At 53.4% G+C, this 19345-nt stretch carries 13 protein-coding genes, 1 tRNA gene and 2 rRNA genes; 8 read left to right on the top strand and 8 right to left on the bottom strand.

Annotation, left to right across the window (positions count from 1 at the left end; translation table 11 throughout):
- The first annotated feature begins 1 nt into the window (after window position 1).
- The 4 genes from BMX00_RS09095 (at window position 2) to BMX00_RS09110 (ending at window position 4247) form a co-directional block, all read left to right on the top strand.
- Window positions 2-77: transfer RNA gene (locus BMX00_RS09095), tRNA-Ala, on the top strand.
- Window positions 78-466: 389 nt separating this feature from the next.
- Window positions 467-3356, top strand: a 23S ribosomal RNA gene (locus BMX00_RS09100).
- Between the two features lie 164 nt (window positions 3357-3520).
- A 5S ribosomal RNA gene (gene rrf, locus BMX00_RS09105) occupies window positions 3521-3633 on the top strand.
- A 176-nt stretch (window positions 3634-3809) separates the two neighbouring features.
- A complete protein-coding gene (locus BMX00_RS09110) occupies window positions 3810-4247 on the top strand; it encodes a cupredoxin domain-containing protein (RefSeq protein WP_090828709.1) in 438 nt (145 codons plus the stop codon).
- A 141-nt stretch (window positions 4248-4388) separates the two neighbouring features.
- Here BMX00_RS09110 and BMX00_RS09115 read toward each other — a convergent pair whose 3' ends face one another.
- The 8 genes from BMX00_RS09115 to BMX00_RS09150 all read right to left on the bottom strand — a co-directional run bounded on the left by BMX00_RS09115 (window position 4389) and on the right by BMX00_RS09150 (window position 13374).
- On the bottom strand, window positions 4389-5462 hold the full coding sequence (locus BMX00_RS09115; RefSeq protein ID WP_090828710.1) for a sulfate/molybdate ABC transporter ATP-binding protein: 1074 nt from the start codon (window positions 5460-5462) through the stop codon (window positions 4389-4391).
- Window positions 5443-6342 (bottom strand): sulfate ABC transporter permease subunit CysW, encoded by a 900-nt coding sequence (cysW, locus tag BMX00_RS09120; RefSeq protein WP_090828711.1) that lies wholly within the window; start codon window positions 6340-6342, stop codon window positions 5443-5445. The genes BMX00_RS09115 and cysW overlap by 20 nt, the downstream gene beginning before the upstream one ends.
- A 10-nt stretch (window positions 6343-6352) precedes the next feature.
- Entirely contained in the window at window positions 6353-7186 is an 834-nt protein-coding gene (cysT, locus tag BMX00_RS09125) for a sulfate ABC transporter permease subunit CysT (RefSeq protein ID WP_090828712.1), read from the bottom strand.
- Window positions 7187-7203: 17 nt separating this feature from the next.
- Window positions 7204-8058: an EAL domain-containing protein gene (locus BMX00_RS09130; RefSeq protein ID WP_090828713.1), complete on the bottom strand. Its 855-nt coding sequence runs from the start codon at window positions 8056-8058 to the stop codon at window positions 7204-7206.
- A 62-nt stretch (window positions 8059-8120) separates the two neighbouring features.
- Window positions 8121-9119: a sulfate ABC transporter substrate-binding protein gene (locus BMX00_RS09135; protein WP_090828714.1), complete on the bottom strand. Its 999-nt coding sequence runs from the start codon at window positions 9117-9119 to the stop codon at window positions 8121-8123.
- A 46-nt stretch (window positions 9120-9165) separates the two neighbouring features.
- Window positions 9166-10866: an alginate export family protein gene (locus tag BMX00_RS09140; protein ID WP_090828715.1), complete on the bottom strand. Its 1701-nt coding sequence runs from the start codon at window positions 10864-10866 to the stop codon at window positions 9166-9168.
- Between the two features lie 457 nt (window positions 10867-11323).
- Entirely contained in the window at window positions 11324-12997 is a 1674-nt protein-coding gene (locus BMX00_RS09145; RefSeq protein ID WP_090828716.1) for an alginate export family protein, read from the bottom strand.
- A gap of 140 nt (window positions 12998-13137) precedes the next feature.
- Window positions 13138-13374 (bottom strand): YezD family protein, encoded by a 237-nt coding sequence (locus BMX00_RS09150; RefSeq protein WP_090828717.1) that lies wholly within the window; start codon window positions 13372-13374, stop codon window positions 13138-13140.
- Between the two features lie 326 nt (window positions 13375-13700).
- Between BMX00_RS09150 and ttcA the strand changes: the two genes are divergently transcribed.
- The 4 genes from ttcA (at window position 13701) to BMX00_RS09175 (ending at window position 19328) form a co-directional block, all read left to right on the top strand.
- Window positions 13701-14594: a tRNA 2-thiocytidine(32) synthetase TtcA gene (ttcA, locus tag BMX00_RS09160; protein ID WP_090828719.1), complete on the top strand. Its 894-nt coding sequence runs from the start codon at window positions 13701-13703 to the stop codon at window positions 14592-14594.
- A gap of 54 nt (window positions 14595-14648) precedes the next feature.
- A complete protein-coding gene (locus BMX00_RS09165; RefSeq protein ID WP_177171822.1) occupies window positions 14649-16013 on the top strand; it encodes a DegQ family serine endoprotease in 1365 nt (454 codons plus the stop codon).
- Between the two features lie 195 nt (window positions 16014-16208).
- Complete coding sequence (gene leuS / locus BMX00_RS09170) at window positions 16209-18806, top strand: leucine--tRNA ligase (protein ID WP_090828786.1); 2598 nt, start codon at window positions 16209-16211, stop codon at window positions 18804-18806.
- A 30-nt stretch (window positions 18807-18836) separates the two neighbouring features.
- Complete coding sequence (locus BMX00_RS09175; RefSeq protein ID WP_090828720.1) at window positions 18837-19328, top strand: LPS-assembly lipoprotein LptE; 492 nt, start codon at window positions 18837-18839, stop codon at window positions 19326-19328.
- Window positions 19329-19345: the final 17 nt, after the last annotated feature.

Raw genomic sequence — 19345 nt, forward strand, 5'->3', positions numbered from 1 at the left:
AGGGGGTGTAGCTCAGATGGGAGAGCACCTGCTTTGCAAGCAGGGGGTCATCGGTTCGATCCCGTTCACCTCCACCAATTCAGAAATCCGGAAAATAATAATTTAGAAACCAGAAGTAAACGGAAGCGTTTACTTCTGGTTTTTAACCAGCGGCTGTATTTAGGGATAGAAGTGAAGTTTTAGGGAATCAGGCGTTTTGCATCAAGCCTGTTCCACACTAACTGTCTCGATGCTCTTTAACAATTTGGAAGAAGTAAAGTATTTCGCGTCGTGGATGCATGGCTGTTTGATTGAGCCATAATTTCCCGATGCGGAGTAATGGGTTAGATTGTATCGACGCGTCGCATTTTTAGTCGGATGCGACACGGGCAAACACCTGTAGCCGATTGGTTCGGAAAATAAGATTCGGATTAAGCCATATGTGGCTGACATCCCATTTTGGACTCCAGAGCCCTTAAGGTTATAGGATCAAGCGAATAAGTGCATGTGGTGGATGCCTTGGCGATTACAGGCGATGAAGGGCGTGGAAGCCTGCGAAAAGCTCCGGGGAGCTGGCAAACGAGCTTTGATCCGGAGATGTCCGAATGGGGAAACCCGGCCCGCAAGGGTCAACCTTGGCTGAATACATAGGCCAAGCGTGGCGAACCTGGTGAACTGAAACATCTAAGTAGCCAGAGGAACAGAAATCAACCGAGATTCCCAGAGTAGTGGCGAGCGAAATGGGAGGAGCCTCCAATTTTTAGCACTCGAACCAGCCGAACCGTCTGGAAAGTCGGGCCATAGCGGGTGATAGCCCCGTAGACGAAAGTTTGGGTGTGGAACTAGGATTGGAACAAGTAGGGCGGGACACGTGAAATCCTGTCTGAACATGGGGGGACCATCCTCCAAGGCTAAATACTCGTAATCGACCGATAGTGAACCAGTACCGTGAGGGAAAGGCGAAAAGAACCCCGGAAGGGGAGTGAAATAGATCCTGAAACCGCATGCATACAAACAGTGGGAGCGGACTTGTTCCGTGACTGCGTACCTTTTGTATAATGGGTCAGCGACTTACATTCAGTAGCGAGCTTAACCGAATAGGGGAAGCGCAGCGAAAGCGAGTCTTAATAGGGCGATTAGTTGCTGGGTGTAGACCCGAAACCAGATGATCTACTCATGGCCAGGATGAAGCGAGGGTAACACCTCGTGGAGGTCCGAACCCACTAATGTTGAAAAATTAGGGGATGAGCTGTGGGTAGGGGTGAAAGGCTAAACAAATCTGGAAATAGCTGGTTCTCTCCGAAAACTATTTAGGTAGTGCCTCACGTATCACCTTCGGGGGTAGAGCACTGTTATGGCTAGGGGGCCGTTTAGGCCTACCAAACCATGGCAAACTCCGAATACCGAAGAGTGCGAGCGTGGGAGACAGACATCGGGTGCTAACGTCCGGTGTCGAAAGGGAAACAACCCAGACCCTCAGCTAAGGTCCCCAAGACACAGTTAAGTGGTAAACGAAGTGGGAAGGCTAAAACAGTCAGGAGGTTGGCTTAGAAGCAGCCATCCTTTAAAGAAAGCGTAATAGCTCACTGATCGAGTCGTCCTGCGCGGAAGATGTAACGGGGCTCAAACTGTGCACCGAAGCTAGGGATTTACACGCAAGTGTAGATGGTAGGAGAGCGTTCCGTAGGCCTGCGAAGGTGGCTTGAGAAGGCTGCTGGAGGTATCGGAAGTGCGAATGCTGACATGAGTAGCGATAAAGGGAGTGAAAGGCTCCCTCGCCGTAAGCCCAAGGTTTCCTGCGCAACGTTCATCGGCGCAGGGTGAGTCGGCCCCTAAGGTGAGGCAGAAATGCGTAGCTGATGGGAAACTGGTTAATATTCCAGTACCTTTGTCCAATGCGATGTGGGGACGGAGAAGGTTAGCTCGGCCGGGTGTTGGATGTCCCGGTTGAAGCGTGTAGACGTGCCGCCTAGGCAAATCCGGGCGGCTTAGTTGAGGCGTGATAACGAAACGCCCTTCGGGGCGCCAAGTGAGTGATACCCTGCTTCCAGGAAAAGCCACTAAGCTTCAGTTGGATGAAGACCGTACCGCAAACCGACACAGGTGGGCGGGATGAAAATTCCAAGGCGCTTGAGAGAACTCAGGAGAAGGAACTCGGCAAATTGACACCGTAACTTCGGGATAAGGTGTGCCCCCGGTACGTGTAGCACCTCGCGTGTGAAGCGGATGGGGGTTGCAAAGAAATGGTGGCTGCGACTGTTTAATAAAAACACAGCACTCTGCAAACACGAAAGTGGACGTATAGAGTGTGACGCCTGCCCGGTGCCGGAAGGTTAAGTGATGGGGTGCAAGCTCTTGATCGAAGCCCCGGTAAACGGCGGCCGTAACTATAACGGTCCTAAGGTAGCGAAATTCCTTGTCGGGTAAGTTCCGACCTGCACGAATGGCGTAACGATGGCCACACTGTCTCCTCCTGAGACTCAGCGAAGTTGAAATGTTTGTGAAGATGCAATCTCCCCGCGGCTAGACGGAAAGACCCCGTGCACCTTTACTGTAGCTTTACATTGGACTTTGACAATATCTGTGTAGGATAGGTGGGAGGCGTTGAAGTGGGCTCGCCAGAGCTCATGGAGCCGACGTTGAAATACCACCCTGATGTTGTTGAGGTTCTAACCTGGGTCCATTATCTGGATCGGGGACCGTGTATGGTAGGCAGTTTGACTGGGGCGGTCTCCTCCCAAAGTGTAACGGAGGAGTACGAAGGTACGCTAGGTACGGTCGGAAATCGTGCTGATAGTGCAATGGCAAAAGCGTGCTTGACTGCGAGACTGACAAGTCGAGCAGATGCGAAAGCAGGTCATAGTGATCCGGTGGTTCTGTATGGAAGGGCCATCGCTCAACGGATAAAAGGTACGCCGGGGATAACAGGCTGATTCCTCCCAAGAGTTCATATCGACGGGGGAGTTTGGCACCTCGATGTCGGCTCATCACATCCTGGGGCTGTAGCCGGTCCCAAGGGTATGGCTGTTCGCCATTTAAAGTGGTACGTGAGCTGGGTTTAAAACGTCGTGAGACAGTTTGGTCCCTATCTGCCGTGGGCGTTGGAAGTTTGAGGGGACCTGCTCCTAGTACGAGAGGACCGGAGTGGACGCACCTCTGGTGTACCGGTTATGACGCCAGTCGTATCGCCGGGTAGCTAAGTGCGGAAGAGATAACCGCTGAAAGCATCTAAGCGGGAAACTCGCCTCAAGATGAGACTTCCCGGGGGTTAAACCTCCCTAAAGGTTCGTCGTAGACCACGACGTTGATAGGTCGGGTGTGGAAGCGCAGTAATGCGTTAAGCTAACCGATACTAATTGACCGTGCGGCTTGATCCTATAACCTTAAGCAAAACAGGTAGTAATATAGGTATTGCCAGATACAACTGATCCATTACTCATATAATTCTTGATTATTTATTACTTACTTCTTCCAAGCCGGACGTGCGATAGGTCGTGACTTATTGTCACGATCTGTATTGCTCGTTACGGTAAAAGCTACGCTTGGCGGCCATAGCGCTTTGGACCCACCCCTTCCCATCCCGAACAGGGTCGTGAAACGGAGTCGCGCCGATGATAGTGTGCATTCGCATGCGAAAGTAGGTCACTGCCAGGCACCTTACAATAAAAAAAGCCCCGACTCTCACGAGCGGGGCTTTTTTGTTGCTGCGCCCGGCAAGCATTCTGGGTATGGTACAGATGATGCATTTGCTTCCTCTCCACCAACCTGGGTGACCGAAGCGATGCCGCGGGCCTTGTCGGGATTCGGAACCATGTGGTGAGTAAATCAACATGAAATCAGTGCGATTTTTATCCTTCCGTTTTTTATCCCTCGTTGTGCTGGCGTTGGCCGTCTGCTGCGCAGCGGGGCGGCTGGGCGCGCAGCCCGGCAATAAACCCTATCGCGCAGTAATGGACATTGATGGCGTGCAACACGTGAACATCGTGGCGGGTGATTATTTTTTCAGGCCCAGCCACATCATCGTCAAAGTCAACAAGCCCGTAATGTTTGTGGTTCGCGTGGAGCGTGGGATCATCCCTCACGGACTTGTGCTCAAAGCGCCCGAAGCGAGTATCTCGATCGATGGGGATCTGAGCCAGGAGTCCCAAACATTCGCTTTTACCCCCAGCATGCCCGGCAAGTATGCTTTCTACTGCCCCAAGAAGCTGCTCTTTTTCAAAAGCCACAGGGAACACGGGATGGAAGGCATTCTGGAAGTTGTTGAGTAGCGGGCATGGATTGCGCGTTGTTGTTTTTCTTGTTTTCAGTCCGATCGCTTCGTTGTTCTAGGGTAAGCGGCATGAACAGCAATATTGGGCGATAGAGCCTCGCTGCCCTCTGGCCGCCGATAACTTCAAACTGGCAAACCTCTAATGTATCTGAGCGGGGAAAAGATCGAATCGTGCAGGTCTAATAAAAACCTGCTCGCCCCGCGCCAATTTCAGTTCACGGAAGCGCTCCTTGCTGATTTCAACCTGAATCAATTCCTTATCCTCGCTGTCGTCGCGTGTCAGTTCAAGGCGAACTACCGGGCCGACCGAGAGAATGTGAAATACATGTGCCGCAATCGCTCCATCGCCGTTAACTACCCGGTCCACATGGATATCATGAGGGCGCACGTAGGCCACGGCTGAAAGTTCCTCGGCTTGGGTATGTTCAGGCGCATCGACTTCAATTCCCCCTATCCAGGCGCGCCCGCGGTGGAGTCGGCCATGGAACAAATTCACCTTGCCAAGGAATTCGTAAACGAAGGGGCTCGCCGGGCGCTCGTATACTTCGTCCGGTGTGCCGATCTGCTCAATGCGGCCTTCATTCATGACTACCACGCGGTCCGCAACCTCCAGAGCCTCTTCCTGATCATGAGTTACGAACACGCTGGTGATATGCATCTCGTCGTGAAGTCTCCGCAGCCATGAGCGGAGCTCCTTCCGTACCTTGGCATCGAGCGCTCCAAAGGGTTCATCCAACAGTAAAACTTTTGGTTCCACCGCCAGTGCCCGTGCCAGGGCGATCCTCTGGCGCTGTCCTCCCGAGAGTTGGTGCGGATAGCGGTCGGCCAGCCAGTCCAATTGTACGAGTTTCAGCAATTCATGAACGCGGCTGCGAATCTCCGCCTCAGTCGGGCGGAATTTCCTCGGGCGTACACGCAAACCAAACGCCACGTTTTCAAAGATAGTCATATTCCTGAACAGTGCGTAATGCTGGAAGACAAATCCCACTTGGCGCTCGCGCACATGCTGGTCCGTTGCGTCTTCACCTTGAAACAGCACCTGCCCGGTATCCGCGGCCTCCAGCCCGGCAATCACTCGCAGCAGCGTGGTTTTTCCGGATCCTGAAGGGCCGAGCAGCGCGAGCAGTTCACCCGATCTTACTTCCAGGCTGACGTCGCGCAGCGCGGAAAAAGTCCCGAATTGCTTGGAGAGATTACGTACCTGTATACTCATCGGTATATTCCTTGTTTCCTTTATTTTTCGATTCGACTACCGTTTTCAGCGCCAGTGTTACCAGCGCCAGCAGCGCCAGCAGCGACGCCACGGCAAACGCAGCCGCGAAATTGTATTCGTTATACAGAATCTCGACGTGAAGCGGCAAGGTGTTGGTACTGCCGCGTATGTGGCCGGATACGACAGATACAGCGCCGAACTCACCCATCGCGCGTGCGTTGCAAAGAATAACGCCGTAGAGCAACCCCCACCTGACGTTCGGCAGCGTCACATGAAAAAACGTCTGCCAGCCATTTGCGCCCAGCACCACAGCAGCTTCTTCCTCCTCGGTACCCTGCGCCTGCATCAACGGTATCAATTCGCGTGCGATAAAGGGAACCGTTACAAATATGGTGGCGAGCACGATGCCGGGCACGGCGAAAATTATCTTGATGTCCTGTTCCGCCAGCCACGGCCCGAGCCAGCCTTGCAGGCCGAAAATCAGCACGTAAATCAACCCCGACACAACCGGCGAGACTGAAAATGGCAGATCGATGAGCGTGATGAGCAGGTTCTTGCCGCGAAATTCGAATTTGGCAATAGCCCATGCAGCCGCTATGCCGAAAATCAGATTGAGCGGCACTGCGATCGCGGCAGCAGTGAGGGTAAGCTGGATCGCCGATACCGCATCCGGATCGGTAATCGCAGCGACATACACGTCTATACCCTTTTTAAGCGCTTCATAAAATACCGAGATCAGAGGAACGAAAAGAAACAGCGTGAGAAAGGACAAAGCCAGGCCTATCAAGGCCCAGCGCACCCAGACAGGCTCCTGCGTTGACCGCCCGTGGGTATTTGAAGGGCGCGCGCTTGAAGGTGCAGGAAGAACGACGGTATTCATCGGATCTTTCTCATGCTGAGGCCCTGCGGCGGCGGCTCCACCACTGCAGCAGATTGATGATCAACAGCATCACGAACGAAATGATCAGCATCACCACCGCCAGCGCAGTGGCGCCTGTGTAGTCATATTGTTCAAGTTTGGTAATAATCAGAAGCGGCGTGATTTCAGAGATCATGGGCATATTGCCGGCAATAAAAATAACCGATCCGTATTCGCCGATCGCGCGTGCAAAAGCAAGCGCGAAGCCGGTAATCAGCGCTGGAAAAAGCGTGGGAAAAATAATCCGCGAGAATGTTTGCAGCCGGTTTGCGCCCAGCGTGGCCGCCGCCTCCTCCAGTTCCGCCTCGATGTCCTCGAGCACCGGCTGAACCGTCCGCACCACGAAAGGCAACCCGATAAAGGTCAACGCCACAAAAACACCGAGCGGCGTAAAAGCGATCTTTATGCCGAGCGGTTCAAAAAACTGGCCGATCCATCCATTCCCGGCATAGAGCGCAGTCAGCGCAATACCAGCCACCGCGGTGGGCAGCGCAAACGGAAGATCGACCAGAGCATCCACCAGTTTTTTTCCTGGAAAACGATAACGTACCAAAACCCATGCCACGAGAAGCCCGAATACGGCATTGACGAGCGCGGCCGCAAAGGACGCGCCAAATGTCAGGCGATAGGACGCGAGCACTCTGGGCGTAGTGACCACATCCCAGAATTCGGCCCAGGTGAGGGATGCCGTCCGGATAAACGCAGCCGAAAGAGGGATCAGTACAATCAGGCTCAGATACAGCAGCGTGAACCCAAGCGCAAGATTGAATCCCGGAAGCACACTGTGCTGTTTAAATGTATGCATTAGAAATTACCCCTGAATCAAGGCTTTACCGATGATTTCCAGCCAGCGCCGGATATTGTTCTGTTATCGACCACTGGCACAACCGACTCAATCGCGCGGACCGGCATACCGAGAGCGCGCCCCTGCAGAAAATTCGCTCTCGCCTGGATGGCGGCGGTCATCTGCTGTGTTGTTTCGATCTCATGCACCAGAACCGACGCGCCAAAGTGATGCACTGCGTCCACCAGAGAGCCCGTTCCGTAACGGCGCAGGAGAATGGAAGCCTCCAGCCTGACAATATCGGGATACAGAGGATAAAGGCTGGCAAGTTCCGCCATCCAATCCTCGCTCGCACCGCTGTGATTGACTGCTATTCGATAACCACGCGACCGATAATTGCTGATCACGTGCTTGAGCAACCGTGAGTCCCGATTCACCTCGGTGGGGATTTCGATGACCACTCGCGAAGTCTCTGCTCCAATGATATTGAGTATTCTCTCGAACGCACGGCCATGATCATCCTTGACGCTTTCCAACAGACGCGGCTGAACCGTTACAAAAAGATCGCCATGTGAAGCGTTGGCGAAATAATTGAGAGCATGAATCACACGGCAGAGGCGATCGAAACGCACCAGCAGCGCATCTCCCTCAGTCAAGGCAAAGACCTTCCAGGGGGACAGGACGCTTGTACCATCCGTTGCGGAGCGAATATAAGCGGCGTGTCCAGTTACCGTACGTCCACTCGTGTCGAAGACCGGCTGGAAGACGCTCGATAGCCAGCAATTGAAAAAATGCCCGACTATCCAGCCATCCTCAGAACGTTGAACCGGATAGTCCGTGGCCTCCTGAATGCGTGCCAATTCATCCTTTGTCTCATTCACGGAAACGTTCATTTTTCCACTCCTTTCAAAATCATTACAGGCTGTCTGCATCGCGGATAGCGAGGTCTGCGTAATTATTTCTGGTAAATCTGATCGAAGGTCCCACCATCGGCAAAGTGGACCTTATAGGCATTCTTCCATCCGCCAAACGCGTCATCGATCTTGAACAGTTTGATGGGGGGAAACTGATGGGCATATTTCGCAGCAATCTTGGCATTGGTGGGACGGTAGAAGTTCTTTGCTGCGATCTCCTGGCCTTCATCCGAATAAAGATACTGCAGGTACGCTTCAGCAACTGCTCGCGTCCGTTTCTTGTCCACTACCTTATCCACTACCGCAACCGGCGGCTCTGCGAGAATGCTCAGTGACGGCACCACAATCTCGAACTTGCCGGGACCCAGTTCCTTGATCGCCAGAAAAGCTTCGTTTTCCCACGAGATGAAGACGTCTCCGACGCCGCGCTCCACGAAAGTGGTGGTCGAGGCACGCGCACCGGAGTCGAGCACCGGAACATTCTTATAGATGTCGGCAACGAATTCTTTTGCTCTGGCTTCGCCGAAATGCCGTTTTCCAAACTCCCAAGCCGCCAGATAATTCCATTGCGCGCCGCCAGAGGTTTTCGGGTTGGGAGTAATCACGGATACGCCTGGGCGCGCAAGATCGTTCCAGTCCTTGATACCCTTTGGATTTCCCTTGCGTACCAGAAAGATGATGGTTGAGGTATAAGGCGTGCTGTTAAGCGGTAAGCGCGTCTGCCAATCGGCCGGCAGCAACTGGGCCTTCTCCGCAATCGCGTTGATATCATTGGCTAACGCGAGCGTGACCACATCAGCCTCAAGACCGTCGATCACCGAGCGCGCCTGTTTGCCGGAACCCCCATGGGATTGTTTTATGGTCACCCTCTCCTTGGCCTTTTGCTCCCAGTATTTAGCGAACGCGCCATTAAACTCCTGATAAAGTTCCCGCGTTGGATCGTAGGAAACATTCAGTATCGTTTTATCGGCCCATACATTGGCCGCGATGATAAGGCCGGTTGCCAGTAGGCTGGACGCCAGCCGAGCTTTGAATTTCATCATTGTTCCTTTTTGAGTTAGCTATGAGAAAAGTTCAGATATTCCATCAAAACGCACTGAGTACAACCTCGACATAGAAAAAATCCGAGCTGCCGGGACTTCTGCCAAGCGCTGCGATTTGCCGGTTGCGCGTGAACTCGCCACTGGTGAAGTGCGAATAACCCACGGTAGTGTCGATGTTCGGGGTGAGCTTGTAGCGTGCGCGGATATCGAAGTTGTGACCGATGAAGTCGCCGCTTCTTCCGGAGGGATCGCGATTGAAACCAGGGTTTTGGATGGCGCTGTTGTTGCCATCCATGAGGTTATTGAAGCGGTCCGTACGACTTGCAAGCCAGTACCAGCTGTAGCCCCCGTCTATGCGCAGATCTTTCGCAGGCTGAAATTCAAGCTTGATTTTTGGAGCCTTGATATTCTCGAACACGATGTAATCATCCGCGGACCACGGCCGCGCGAAACCAAAGAAGCGCTCGAAACGGTTGTCCACGTTGTCATTAGGATGACGGTCGCCGGTGGCATAGCCATAAAAAGCGCTGAGACGCGGTTTCCAGCTGTGCTGGAAGGTATACCCCGCCTCAAGAGTATAGCCATGGGCCTCATGGCGCTGTCCGCTGTTTCGGCCAAACTGGTAAATCAGATTAAAGTCGTAATCCAGGTTGGTATTGGGGATCTTTCCGTAACCGCGCAAGGCCGGTGCCTGAATCTCACGGTCGATTTGCCCATTTCCAGGTTGTCCCTTGCTGCCGTCCTGCACGAGCCCCATGTAATAAGGCTGGAGCGTGATGATGTCCGACCACTCGCGCCAATGGCCGATCACACCATAAAACCACAGGTTCTCGATGCGCTGATCAAATTCGGTCGGCAAGCGTTTGACCGGTTGATAAGCCCATGTATCGATCTCCCAGTTATTGACTTCCTGTCCCAGATTGATGCGGAAGCCTTCAAAGGTATTCGTGGTGTTGCGCCATTCGTTTCGACCGATCAGGCGCCGATCCAGGGCTTCATAAGCCATGCGGCCTGCCCGAAACCTGATCGGGCGTTGCTGCTTCCGATCATCCTCACCTAGCGCTCCTTTAAAGTACAATTCGCCGTATGCCTGGATCAGTTCGAATTCATTGAAGTCACGGTCATCGTGCGGAAAATGCCCGTTGTAGCGCCGCGAGTCCTGAAATTCGATAGCCCCGCGCAGCGGATCAAGGATTTGCTTAACCCCTAAATAGGCGCGGGTCCGCAGCAGGAATGGCTCGTCCAGTCGGAGGTCAGTACGGCGTATATCATTACTGCGAAATTCGTAACGCGTCCGGTGATCCAGGCCGACATCCAGCCAGGTGATATCCTTGAATGCTTCGATACCCGTCTTGCTCAGGTTGCGTACATATCTCGGCGGATCGGATTCCGGCTGGGTAGAGTAGCTGCTGGCAGGCCTGAAATAGCTTGTCGATTTCTTGCCGGCGTCCGGTTTGGGCGAAGCTGACGCGGCTGGCTTATCCGATGACGCAGGTGTACCCGAGGGCGGAATCGCCCATTTGTAATTTTCATCCGACGGCCTGATCGCCCACTTAAGATTCTCGGGGGGTGATTTGATTGACCATTTATCTGAATCGGATACTTCGGCCTGGGCCATTGTCTGCACGCCTTGTTGAGTTGCCGGGAAATTCCCGGATTGCTTGTTACTCTCGTCCGCCTGAAGCGGGTTGATAGGTGATGCACCGATTGCGAAGGCAAGTCCGACTCGCCAAAAAACTTTCATTCCTCTCTCCTGAACCGCTCCTCCGTTGTTTCGGTCGGGTGCGAACATGGGTTATTTTTATGTCACCTCCAACTGTTTGGTCGGTGTAATTTCTAGATTGTTGGGCCAATGTTTCCGCTTCAGGATTTAGGAGGCAGTGTTTTATGGAATGCTTCGGTAGCCTCGCTGATACCGTCCCACGCTAATTTTTTCGGCACGCTATCGGCACTTACGAGCCAACAAACAAACTTTCTCGCGGTCTTGTCTGACTACTGCTCTGGGATACGAGAAGGCGACGCCTGGCGGTCAGTAGTCAGTACCTTCAGTCACCGCAAAGAAGTATTGATGGGGTAGAAGTTACCAGTCTCCCCTTATATGAGGAACTAATAAGATTTGATTTTATTATCTCTTTTTTTCATATAGAGGGTTTATATAGCCCGATTGCTTCCGAAAAAACCAAGTGACGTTTCAAGATCATTTAAAAGGCACTGACTAACACTTCAACGTAAAAAAAGTCGGTGTTTCCTGAGCGCTGGTCGATTTGGGTAGGATGTGCCGCTATTACATTTTTAACGAATTCGCCAGCGATAAAGTGGGAGTAACCCACGACGATGTTAACTCGCGATGCGGGCTGATAACGTACGCGCAATTCCAGCGCGCTCCCGACGTAATCGCCGCTTCTCCCGGTCCTATCCCGATTGAAACCGGGATCCTTGGTGACGCTGATGTTGCCGTCGAATGAATCGAAAAGACGATCCGTCTTGCTGGCCAGCCAGAACCAGGCATAGCTGGCTTCAAACCCCAGTTTCTGGGTCGGCTGCAGGTCAAACCTGATTCTGGGGGCCTTGATGTTTTCATAAATAACATAATGATCTGACGACCAAGGTCGGGCAAAACCAAAAAAACGGTCAAAACGATTATTCTGGTTGTCGTTGGGATTACGATCACCGGTTGCGTAACCATAAAAAGCACTTACACGCGGTTTCCAGGCGTAATTGAAGTTCCGCCCTACTTCGGCCGTGTATCCATATGCATCATGCACCTGGGTACCATTCGTACCGAACTGATAACTGAAATTGAGATCGTAGTCCAGCAGGTTTCCAATCCTGCCGTAGCCGCGCAACGACGGCATGTGGATTTCCCGATCGAGCCGGTTTGTTGCGGTAAAGCCATTGGGGTCAGCCGTTTGCTTCTGACCCATGTAATAGGGCTGAAGCGTGATGATGTCGGACCACTTGCGCCAGTGACCGATTGCACCAAAAAACCACAGGTGATGGTTAGCCTCATCAAATTCGGTTTGCAGGCGCCTGACCGGCTGCATCCCCCACATATCGACTTCCCAGTCGTTATCTTGCTGACCTAGATTCAGGCGAAAGCCTTCGAAGGTATTGGTGGTATTACGCCATTCATTGCGCGCAAGGAAACGCCGGTCCAGCACTTCGTAGGCCATGCGTCCCGCCCGGAATCTCAGCGGCCGGTTCTGTTTGCGATCGTCCTCACCCAACGCGTCCTTGAGATATAATTCGCCATATCCCTGGATGAGGTCGTAGAGGTTTCTTTCCTGATCGGTCGGGGGAAATTTGTGGTTGTAAACTCGTGAATCCTGAAACTCGACTGCGAAGCGGAATGGATCGAGGATTTCTTTTATTCCCAGATATGCGCGGGAACGCAGAAAGAAAGGGTTATCGAACCCGCCTTCAACATGGCGTATATCATTGTGGCGCATTTCATAACGAGTGCGGTGCTCGAAACCAATTTCCAGCCATGTAATATCCTTGAGTGCATCAACGCCAATCTCGCTCAACCTGCGTACATATCTGGGTGGATCGGAGTCAGGATTGGTAGCATAGCTGTCTGCACGGCGGTAATAGCTCGTGTTTTGTTTGCTTGCTTCCGGTTGGGCTGGAAGTGGGGCAGCCGGTTTATCGGATGCAGCGGATGTATCCAATGATGGGAGCGCCCATTTATAATTGCCATCCGATTGGCTCAACCATTTATCTACGTCAGACACCCTGGCTTGGCCAACTCCCTGCGCTCCTTGTTGGGTTGCCCCGGAATCGCCCGACAATTTTCTGCCCACCTCTGCCTGAAGCGGGTTTATAGATAAGATGCCGACCGCGGACGCAAGCGCCATGCGCCGAAAATACTTCATTCTCTTTCCCGAAGCGCCCCTCCGCTGATTCGGCCGGATGCAGAGATACGGCTGTTTCCCTGCTGCCCCCAATTGCTTGATCGGTGTAATCGTTTTAATTTGTCGGGCCTTTTCGTCGGCTCTGAATCAGCCTGAATTCCTCAGCTTTGTTTTACGGAATCAGTCCGGCCGGGTGGGTGACGGGCCACGCGAATTTTTTCGCGGCACTCTATCTGCACAACCTTGCCATCGTGAACCACCACCTCCACCGAACCATATTCGATATTGGCGATTGCGCGCAGAATTTGCTGTCTGACATCCATGGGAATGCATCTGCCAGTCTGTCCTGGCGAAAGCTGCTTTTCTTCCACGTCAGCAATTTTTATATTCCCGGACATTCGAGTTCTCTTGAGATGAACAGCACAGCACAGCAGAAAATTACCAGTGGCTCTTTATAATTGAAACTAATAACATTTCATTTGCTTATCTGTTTTTTGCATATTTAGATTGACATAGGCAGCCATTGCGCAAGCGATGCAGGTTATCTTTGCAGGTGAATGCTTCAGGCACACCGGTACTGTCCAAACCTCATCTAATCTGGGAAAATGCAGGCAATTGCCGGGGCGGGCGAGCCTCAAGCGCTTCGCATAAAGGATCCGTCCAATCGGACCGATCGGTTCATTCGTCACCATTCGTCACCTATTTTCAAGAGCGGATTTTTACAATGAGCACAACGGAAGCTGTTTCCAGAAAAGCGCAACATGACATGAACAAGCTGCACAAGCGGTTAAGGCGGCTCGTCGGTACGGCTATTGCCGATTTCAATATGATCGAGGAGGGAGACCGCGTGATGGTGTGTCTCTCGGGCGGCAAGGACAGCTACGCCCTGCTCGATATCCTGCGCAGTTTGCAGGCTCACGCGCAAACACGGTTCGAGTTGATCGCCGTGAATCTGGATCAGAAACAGCCAGGTTTTCCCGAACACGTATTGCCGGAATATCTCTCCGCTATTGGCGTGCCGTTCCGCATCGTCGAACAGGATACCTACAGCGTGGTAAAGCGCCTGATTCCTGAAGGCAAGACGACTTGCAGCCTGTGCTCGCGCTTGCGTCGGGGAGCGCTGTACCGCGTGGCGGGGGAGCTGGGCGCGACAAAAATTGCGCTGGGACACCACCGCGACGATATCCTGGAAACGCTATTTCTAAATCTGTTTTACGGCGGCAAGCTCAAAACCATGCCACCCAAGCTGGTGAGCGACGATGGCCGGAACATCGTGATCCGCCCGCTCGCGTACTGCAAGGAGAAAGACCTGGCGGCCTATGCCGAAATGGAAAATTTTCCCATCATTCCGTGCAACTTGTGCGGTTCCCAGAAAAACCTTCAGCGCCAGGTCGTGGGGGAAATGCTGCAGCAGTGGGATAGGAAATTCCCGGGCAGGCTGGAAACCATGTTTACCGCGTTGCAGAATATCCAGCCCTCGCATCTGCTCGATCCCGCGCTCTATGATTTTAAACGACTGAAGGCTGGAAACGAGCCTTTCCCCGATGGCGACAAAGCCTTCGATTCCGAAACATTCGAGCCTGATGTGGAGGAACTCCTGCATTCGACGAGAGATTGAACAGCGCCTGATCAGGACCACCATTCATTAGTCAGGCAAAACTCGAGCATATCAATGACTAAGCATAAATTCGCTTGGCTCCCGGCCATCTTCGTTATGGGTGCGGCCCTGATGCCGTCCGCCTACTCGGCCGTGCCGATCATGGACGGTAAAAATGGTGTTCCCACGCTGGCTCCGCTGCTTCAGGAGGTGACCCCCGCAGTAGTCAATATTTCGGTGCAGACGCGCTCCGCTATCGAAGACAATCCCTTGTTCCGTGATCCCTTTTTCCGGCGTTTTTTCAATCTTCCCGACCAGGCGGAGCGCCCCGAGCGCAGTGCCGGATCGGGCGTAATCGTGGATGCGGCCAATGGATATGTGGTTACCAATTATCATGTGATCAAGGATGCCCAGCAGGTCATTGTGACGCTCAAAGACCGGCGTCAGTTTCAGGCAAAGCTGGTGGGAACCGACCCAGGAACCGATATTGCGCTTTTGAAAATCGATGCAAAGAAATTGCAGTCCCTGCGCCTCGGCAATTCGGATTTGCTTAACGTCGGCGATTTTGTCGTGGCTATCGGCAATCCGTTTGGCCTGGGGCAGACCGTCACTTCCGGTATTGTCAGCGCGCTGGGTAGGAGCGGGCTTGATATCGAGGGTTACGAGGACTTCATCCAGACCGACGCATCCATTAATCCCGGCAATTCCGGTGGCGCGCTGGTCAACCTCAAGGGCGAGCTGGTCGGCGTCAACTCGGCCATTATCGGTCCTTCCGGCGCTAACGTAGGCATTGGCTTCGCCGTGCCCAGCGTGATGGTCAAGGCGGTATTGGATCAGATCGTGCGCTTTGGCGAAGTGCGCCGAGGCAGACTGGGGGCGAGCAGCGAAGACGTTACGCATGACCTGGCGGCATCCCTCGGGCTGGCTTCCACCGCAGGCGCCATCATTAATACAGTCGAGCCCAGCTCGCCAGCGGAAAAAGCAGGTTTAAAGGCAGGGGACGTGATAATAGCCATTAACGGAAAGAGCATTAGAAATTCCATTGATTTACGCAACAAGATAGGGTTGATGCCGATCGGGGAGACGGTCAGCCTGGAACTGATAAGGAGCGGCAAGCCCGTGACTACAAAGGTCAAGATTGCCAAGCCGCTGGATATGCCTGGCACCGAGGCCGAGACAGTGCCTCAGCTCGCGGGCGCAACAGTGGCAAATTTCAAAGCCGGGTCGTCACGCGGACCCGAGGGAGTAGTGGTAACAAAGGTCGATGCAAACAGTCCCGCCTGGATGCACGGCCTCAGACCCGGCGATATCATTGTCGGGGTCAATCGGAGAAAAGTGCGCTCGGTGCAGGAATTTCTCACGGCTGTGCAAGCGCGCGAAGAGGCCATCATTCTCAATCTGCTGCGCGGCGATTTCAGGCTGACCGTCATGATCCGCTAAAACGGGTCTTTTCTAAACGGCGTAAACGCGTAAACAACCCTCAAGCGCCACTGACATCTGCCACGCTGCAGCTGCATATTGCGTGCTCTGGTTAAGACGTCCGCAAATTTATCTTTAGTTACGGTTGACATGAGTGACATCGAGGTTTTTCGTTCACGGTATAATCCCACGTTTTTATTGCTGAAAAGCCGGTTTATGCAGGAAAAATATCATCCACGGGAGATCGAATCCGAAGCGCAGCAGCACTGGGAGAAAACCGCTGCTTTTAAAGCCGTTGAGACTCCCGGCAAGCAAAAATATTATTGCCTGTCGATGTTTCCCTATCCCTCAGGCAAGCTGCATATGGGGCACGTGCGTAATTACACGATCGGTGACGTACTGTCGCGATACTGGCGCATGCAGGGCTACAATGTGTTGCAGCCGATGGGGTGGGATGCATTCGGTCTTCCAGCGGAGAATGCGGCGATGCAAAACAACGTATCTCCCGCGCAATGGACTTACGATAACATCGCATACATGCGCAAACAGCTGCAAAGCCTGGGGCTGGCTATAGACTGGAGCCGTGAGCTTGCGACCTGCCAGCCGGATTATTACCGATGGAACCAGTGGCTGTTTCTGCGGATGCTGGAAAAAGATCTGGCATACCGGACAACGGGCACTGTCAATTGGGACCCGGTCGATCAGACGGTGCTTGCCAACGAACAGGTTATCGACGGGCGCGGCTGGCGGACCGGGGCGCTGGTGGAGAAGCGCGAAATCCCGATGTATTACCTGAAAATTACAGCATATGCCGATGAACTGCTCGAAGCATTAAACACGCTGCCCGGTTGGCCGGAGCGGGTAAAAACCATGCAGGCCAATTGGATCGGCAAGAGTTTTGGTGTCGATGTCACGTTTCCTCCTGATGCCGAGTCCGGCATGACTCAGGCACTCAAGGTTTTCACCACCCGTGCCGACACCTTGATGGGGGTCACGTATGTTGCGGTGGCGGCCGAACATCCTGTTGCGCTGCACGCGGCAAAACACAACCCGCAACTGGCCGAGTTCATCGAGGCGTGCAGGCACGGCGCCACGATGGAGGCTGAACTTGCCACGCAGGAAAAAAGAGGCATCGATACGGGACTGTCTGTCATACATCCGCTAACCGGGGCGAGACTACCAGTATGGATTGCCAATTATGTACTGATGGGCTATGGCGAAGGCGCGGTGATGGCCGTACCTGCCCACGACGAGCGCGATTTCGAGTTCGCGACGAAATACTCGCTGTCTATCAAGCCGGTGATCAGGCCGAGTGATTCACCTTTACCGGTTCCTCTCACTCAGGCTTATGTGGAGCACGGCGTTACGTTCGATTCGGATGATTTTTCCGGTCTTGAATTTCAGGCAGCGGTGGATGCCATTGCCGAGACGCTGCAACAGAAGGGACTGGGCGAAAAAAAAGTGCACTACCGCCTGCGCGACTGGGGTATTTCACGCCAGCGCTACTGGGGCTGTCCCATTCCTCTCATTTATTGTGATGCATGCGGCGTGGTACCTGTGCCGGATGACCAACTCCCCGTAGTGCTTCCGGAAGACCTTGTGCCGGATGGGTCAGGCAATCCGCTGGCAAAGACCCCCTCGTTTTTCGAGTGTTCCTGTCCGCGTTGCAATAAGCCTGCACGGCGCGAAACCGATACCATGGATACCTTTGTGGATTCTTCCTGGTATTACATCCGCTACGCCTGCGTCGACCAGAAAAACGCCATGACGGATGAGCGGGTAGATTACTGGCTGCCGGTTGATCAATACGTTGGTGGCATCGAACACGCCATTTTGCACCTGCTCTATTCACGTTTCTGGACCAAGGTCATGCGCGACTTCGGATTGGTAAAGTTCGATGAACCATTTGCCAATTTGCTGACCCAAGGGATGGTACTGAATGAAATCATGTTCCGCAGAACTGAAACCGGGCGCATGATTTATTTCAACCCGGCGGACGTGGACATACAAACCGATGAGCAGGGGAGGCGGATTGGTGCCGTGCTGCGGGCGGATGGGCAGCCGGTGAACTCGGATGGCATCGGTACCATGTCGAAGTCCAAGAACAATGGGGTCGATCCTCAAAAAATAGTGGATCAATATGGCGCCGACACTGCACGTTTGTTCATGATGTTCGCCAGCCCGCCGGAGCAGACGCTCGAATGGGCGGACACCGGGATTGAGGGTGCATTCCGCTTCCTAAAGCGGTTATGGAAACAGGTTCATGAACATATGGAGCAGGGCGAGACAGCGGGTCCGGGGCGAAGCGAACACCTCGGTGGGGACCTGAGGCCCTTGCGTTTCCAATTGCATCAAACTATCGTCAAGGTTAGCGACGACCTGGGCAGGCGCCATACCTTCAACACCGCTATCGCTGCAGTGATGGAGTTCATGAACGCCCTAGGAAAGCTGGATAATTCCAGCGCCGCCGCGCGCAGCCTGATGCAGGAAGCATTGGAAAAAATTGTGTTGCTGCTGTCGCCGATAGTCCCCCACATTTGTCATGCGTTGTGGCGTGAACTCAGGCCGGGTACGGAACTTCTCGATCAGCCATGGCCACAAGCCGATAGTGCTGCTCTGGTGCAGGACGAGATTGAACTGGTCGTGCAAGTCAACGGCAAACTGCGCGGCAGGATTTGCGTTGGAAGTGATGTGGAACCCGCGGCTATCGAGCGCCTCGCGCTGGAAAGCGATCAGGTGGAAAAGTTCGTCGCAGGGCGCAAGGTGAAGAAAGTGATAGTGGTACCGGGCCGATTGGTCAATATCGTTGTTTAACCGCACGAGACTGGAACATCAGGACTTATCATGAAAAATATTCTTCTGGTTATGTGTTGTGTTTTGCTCACGGCGTGCGGCTTTCAGTTGCGCGGTCAGGCTACACTGCCGTTTGAGACGCTTTTTATATCAGCTCCCGCGGGGCATCCTATTGGTACCGATCTCAAGCGCCTTGTCAAGGCAGGCACCAAGACCCGTATTGTCGGGGAAGCGAAAACCGCGCAAGCTACACTCGAAATCATCAGCGTGACTAATGACAAGGAAATCATGTCCGTCTCAGGCGGAGGGCGGGTGCGGGAGTTCGAATTGCGTTACCGGGTCTCATTCCGGCTTATAAATGCCAAAGGCGTTGAACTCATTCCCACGAATGAAATTGCCCTGCGCCGGATCATCCCCTTTACCGATGCGCAAGTCGTGGCGAAAGAGGGAGAGGAAGCCATGCTGGTCAGGGAAATGCAGGGCGATTCCGCGGCGCAAATCGTGCGCCGCATGGAGGCGGTGAAAACAGCTTCGGCTCAGTAATGGCTCCCTCAGTAATG

Source organism: Nitrosovibrio tenuis (genome assembly GCF_900109785.1).
GTDB lineage: Bacteria > Pseudomonadota > Gammaproteobacteria > Burkholderiales > Nitrosomonadaceae > Nitrosospira > Nitrosospira tenuis_A.